Annotated in this window: 1 protein-coding gene; it reads right to left on the bottom strand. The window is 29.5% G+C overall.

Going from position 1 to position 5,725, the window contains the following annotated elements:
* Positions 1 to 155 precede the first annotated feature (155 nt).
* Complete coding sequence (locus tag IMK15_RS06120) at positions 156 to 5,420, bottom strand: YadA-like family protein (protein WP_192942266.1); 5,265 nt, start codon at positions 5,418 to 5,420, stop codon at positions 156 to 158.
* Positions 5,421 to 5,725: the final 305 nt, after the last annotated feature.

Below are 5,725 nucleotides of genomic sequence, written 5' to 3'. Positions count from 1 at the left end.
TTCTTAACATCTTGTTTGCTATTTTTTTCTTCCATTGTCCTTGTCTTTATTGACAATCACTATATTACCAAATTTAAGCACCTTTGTCAATAACTTTTTTTCTTTTTTTTGTTTTTTTTAAAAGATCCCCCATTTTTACTGGGAGATCTTACATTTTACTTTTTCAATATCTTCTTTAACATTTCTTTGATTTCTTGATTTTCTCTCTTCAAGTTTTCAATTTCTTTTCTATCAGATATCTTATCTTTTTCTAATTCATCTATTCTATCGTGAAGTTTAGCTACGTTTAGTTTTTCTAATTTATCTGTATATCTTTCTTCCTTGTTACCTAACATAACTCCAATTCCTCCACCAAACGCTAGATTACCTTGTGTGTTTACTGAACCACTTATTCTGTAATTTACTCTTCTGTTTTCACTAACTCCACTAAATCCTATAGCCAATGCGTGTTGACGTCCATAGTAACCATAAGCTGCTGATATATTATGTCTATAATCTGAATATGAATTTACTTGCAACAAGTTTGCCATAGCTACTACATTTGCAACACCACCTAGAGCTAAATCAGATTTTTTATCAATATTTTCCATTTGTCCTTTAAATTCATCTTTAATTTGATTCATCTTAGCTACTAATTGCCCACCTGTAACTGCATCCTTTGAACCTGCTTCAATTTTACCTGGTGCTAGATTTGTTAAAACAATACCACTAGAATTTCCATTAGGATCTTTTATACCAACTCTAAATGGATCATCTACACTACCATTATATTTAGTCTCTACTGTATTACCACTATCATCCAATGATTGTTTATAGTATCCATCCTCTTTTTTAATCAATGGTTTTCCTATTTCATCTACATATTCTATAGGAGTATATTGTGATATATTATCTGAAGTAACAAGTGTTTTTGTACTATTACCACTTTTAACTTTTATTTCACCTTTATCTGTAGGACTTAAAGTAATAGTTTTTTTATTTTTACCTTCACCTTGACTCAATTGTATTTCCTTAAATTCTGGCTTTTCACTCATACCTATTTCAAATTTTACTTTTCCGTTTTCAGGAGAAGAAACATTAGTCACAATATTATTACCGCTATAACCTTCCACAGGCTTTTCTCCCATTTTTACGATTTCTATTGTTGAACCTAAATATTGTGTTGTCTCAACATTATTATCAGCATTAAATTTTAATCCTTTATTCATAGTATCCACAATATTATTAATTCCTTCTGTTAATGTACTTGGCTTATCTGTTTGTTTTACTCCTTTTTCATCAATTAAAGGTTTTAATACATTTGTAGAATCTTTTAATAAATTACCATCTTTATCTACACCTAAGTTATTAAGTATTTTACTTAATTGATCTCCATTTATTGCATCGCTTGAATCTTTCTTTATTTCTCCAGCTTTTATTCCTGTCAAACTTACATTTTCATTGCCGTTTGATAATTTTAATGTACCATTTTCATTAGGTTTAAGTTCTATTTCACCTAATTTTACACTTTCAAATTCTGGATTTTTCTTCATGGCTATAGTAACTTTACCTTCTTCAACTTTTGTTACTAAATTATCAGAAGAATGCTTTTGTTCATCAAATGTTTCATTTTCTTTTCCTTGTATAGTTAAAGTAGAGCCTAAATTTTGATGTGTTTCACCTTTATTTCCTTTAATATTTAAACCAGCTTTTACAACTTTTTGTAAATCATTCTTATTAACCGCCTTATTACCATCACTTAAATTGCCGTCACCTGTTAAATCACTTACCTTATCAACTGCATTAGCTACATTATTTAAAGCAACAGGATTATCACCATTTAATTTTAATTCTACATTTTCTACTGGAGTTTTACCTTGTTTTACAGTTCCATCATCATTTAAATCATCAGGGTTATATAGTTTACCATCAGAACCTCTTTTCAACTTTTTTCCATCTTTATCAGTATATACCATAGGTCCTGCTTCACCATTTCTTAGTGCATTTATCTTTTCAGTTAGTGTCTTTCCATTTAATCCATCATTGATATCTTTAGCTGTACCATCAGAATTATCACCTGTAACTTTGTTTCCACTTTCTTGTTGTTCTTTTGCTTTTTCATCTACATATTTCTTTATTACACCTGCTGTTACTAACTTATCCTTATTAGCATCATCTACAGCACTTGCCTTATCTATATTAAATTTAATGATTCCATTATCTTCAGATGAAATTTGTATATCTGTTCCATCACTCTTAAATGTTAATCCTTGTTCAAGACTAGTAGATTTACCGTTAGTTTCATTATTGACTTTGTAGCTTAATTTAAGTTTTTGTTTTGCACTTTCTTCTGTTACTAAAGTTGAAGTTTTATTACCATTTTTAATTGCTAATTTACCTTTATCATCTATGGTGATTTTTCCTTCTTTTCCATCGCTACCCTTAATAGTTAAACCATCTTTACTTAAAACAGTTTTACCATTTGTATCATCACCAACTGTAACTTCTTTAAATACAGGGTTTGTATTGAATAATAGGGCAAATTCTCCATTATTTGTCAAATATGTTCTTAAATTTTTACCGCTATATCCATCTTTTTCATCTTCACCATGGATAAGTGTTATAGTATCACCTAAATTCTTATCTTTTGTTTCACTTCCATCTGCTTTAACTTTAAATCCTTTATTAATTGCATCAATTATTGCATTAGTTGCTTCTAATGCACTAGTTGGTGTTGTACTTGAATTACCTTTAATTGCATTATACACTGGTGTACCATCAGCTTTAACAATTTTACCGTCAGCCCCCATCTTGTATGTTGTTCCATCTACACCTAAAATTTTTGCTAATTGGCTACCATTAATTGCATCAGTACTTTTTTCTGATATATCACCATCTTTAACTTTTGTTATCTTAATTGATTTGTCTGCTGATAATCCACCATCTTCATCTATTGTGCTTATTACAAATTCATTGCCATTAGCTTTTGAAACTGAAGTAGCACCTTCTTTATGCTTTGTTCCTTCCATATCTGATATCCTGTAGTAATTATTATCACTAGGATCTTTTACAACTTTTTCTAATGTACCATCATCATTTTTCACAGCAATAACCATAGGTGAATCAGCTTGCAAATTAATTACTGTCTTGTTTAATTTCTTATTTAAAACATCTTTTAATTGTTTATAATTAACAGCGTCACTATCCTCTGTACCATCAGATAGCTTAGTTATCTTATGATTTCCAACATCTAGACCTTCATCAGAAAGTTTAACATCTCCTAAATTAATTGTTTTAAGACCAGTTATAGTATTAGAAAGTTTAACTTTCATTATACCATTTTCATTTATTACACCAATGTTATTATCAGTTAAATCTGAAGTCTTTCCACCTTGAAACTTTATTTCTTCTCCTAATTTTGTAGTTATTTTATCACCAGAATCACCAGAAAATTGAATTCCTTTATTTATTAATTCATTTTTTGCATTAGTTATAGCTTGATTAACTTGACCACCTGTAACTAATCCTTTGTTATTATCAGCTACAGTACCACTACCTATTTTATTAATTTTTTCTTTAAGTGTATCATCTAGACTTACAGTGTATACATCTTTATCTCCATCAGTAGACTTTGCTACCTTAATCTCCTTATCACCTTTAACTTCTAATAATTTTTTAATATTCCCTTTAGCCTTATCTGTTAAATTATCTAAATCTTTTCCTGCTAAATTTTGTGTTTCAACCAAATTTTTTAATTTATCTTTTTCTAGACTTAAAGTATATGCTCCATTATTTTCTTCAACTTTTATTGGATCATTTTCTTTTGCTTTTAAACTTATACTATCTTTACTTAATTGCTTTATCTTGTTTTCTCCATCTGCACTTAATTCAAAATGTACTACTCCATCTTGTTTTGCTTCAATTTTAAGTATAGGTGATGTGTAATGTATACCTTGAGCTAACGTAGTTTTTTGCGCACTTCCTATATTACCTAATAAGTTTAATTCAAGATTTTTTAATTCTAACTTTTCTGTCCACTTACTTACATCTATATCTTCACCTGTTTTTAATTGTGATAAATTTACGGCTTCATTATCTGAAGTTGCTTTTGCTAAACCAGCAATCTTTTTACTATTTAACAATAAATTTTCATCTGAAACACTTAAAGAAACCTCTCCGTTATCCCCTAATTTTAAAGATTTAAATTTAGGACTTTCTTTTAACCCTATCATTATTCCATCTTTAGTTGATGTTGTTGATAAATTTTCACCAACAAATCTTTCTTTGTTATTAGCACTATCTGTTTGATCCCAAGAAGCAACACCAATCTTTATACTTCCATCCAAACCAACTTCATTTTTTTCTGGATTATTAGGTGTAGCATATACAGGAACAAAACTAATCTTTTTACTTAATGCAGCTTTTAATTGTGCGACATTAACAGCATCTGTATCTTCTCCACCTGCACTTACACCTTGTATTCTTCTATTACCTATTGCTAAAACTCTATTTACAGCATCCCCTGTAACTTCACCTTTTCCAACTAAATATGCCTCTTTATTCGAAGCACTAGTTTTAGATCCACTACCTAATGCTACTGAATTTTCTAAAGTAGCTTGAGCTCTATCTCCTATAGATACAGTTCTAAATGCAGCAGCTTGTGCATTAGAACCAAAGGCTGCAGATTCTTTACCTGAAGCTTTAGCTCTAGTACCCACAGCAGTCGCTGCATCTGCTAAAGCTTGTGAATGAGCTCCTATAGCGGTTACTGCCTTACCTTCACCTTTAGTACTTTGCCACGTACTACCAAACCCTGATTTATAACCAGAATCATCTGATCCAATAATTACAGCACCATTAGTATTAACAGCTTCAACTTTTTTACCTATAACAACTCCGTTTTGTGCAGATATATCATTTAATTTTGAACCAAAAATAACAGAATTTGAACCATTCGTTATTTTCCCTTCATTCACCATTAAAACTCCATTTACAGTATTAGATGCCTTTAATGCACGCCCATATGCTAGAGTCCAGTTAACATTACCACCTTCAATACTACTATCTCTACCTATTAAACTAGAATATAGTCCAGTATTTCTAAGTCCAATACCATAAGTTATTGAATTTTGAGTAGTAACATTTGAAATACCTGTAGAAACTGACCACAAATCTCCTTCCAAATTTTTACCTATAAGGACATATTCAGCATCAGGGTTATTATGTCTTAAAAATTTATGACCCTTCCCTAACCAAACATGATGTTCATTCACACGAATAACATAATCTCCATCTTCTTTAATATCATATTCAGCCATAGATTGAATACCAACTAATCCTGTTAAGATATACGAAATTACTAAAGCCTTTGTTATTGAGACTTTTTTCTTTAAATTCTTCTTTAAATACCTTGTTAATTCCTTTAATTCTAAATGTTTCATACACAACCTCCAAGTCATTTGATTATCACTAATATTATACCCCCCCCCCGCATTTTTGCAAATTTTTTTGTTAAATAAAGTTGAAATTTATTTTTCAAATTTAATTTCTAACTTTTTTTATCCGTATTTTTTTTAAATATCTACTTATATATTTTTTAAAATGTCAGATATATTTTTCATACTAAACATTTTAATTAGATAAAATCATGTTTTTTCACCTTATCACTATTAACTTTTTTTATCTAAATACAAAGATACTTTACATGGGTGAAAAAAAAAAAAAAAAAAAAAAAAAAAAAAAAACC

It is taken from the genome of Sneathia sp. DSM 16631 (assembly GCF_014892235.1).
GTDB lineage: Bacteria > Fusobacteriota > Fusobacteriia > Fusobacteriales > Leptotrichiaceae > Sneathia > Sneathia vaginalis.
The sequence above is the reverse complement of the archived record's forward strand: the minus strand, read 5'-3'. Positions and strand labels throughout refer to the sequence as shown.

Excerpts from the sequence above, each read along its gene's own strand:
- IMK15_RS06120 (WP_192942266.1), bottom strand. The coding sequence starts at position 5,420 with ATGAAACATTTAGAATTAAAGGAATTAACAAGGTATTTAAAGAAGAAT.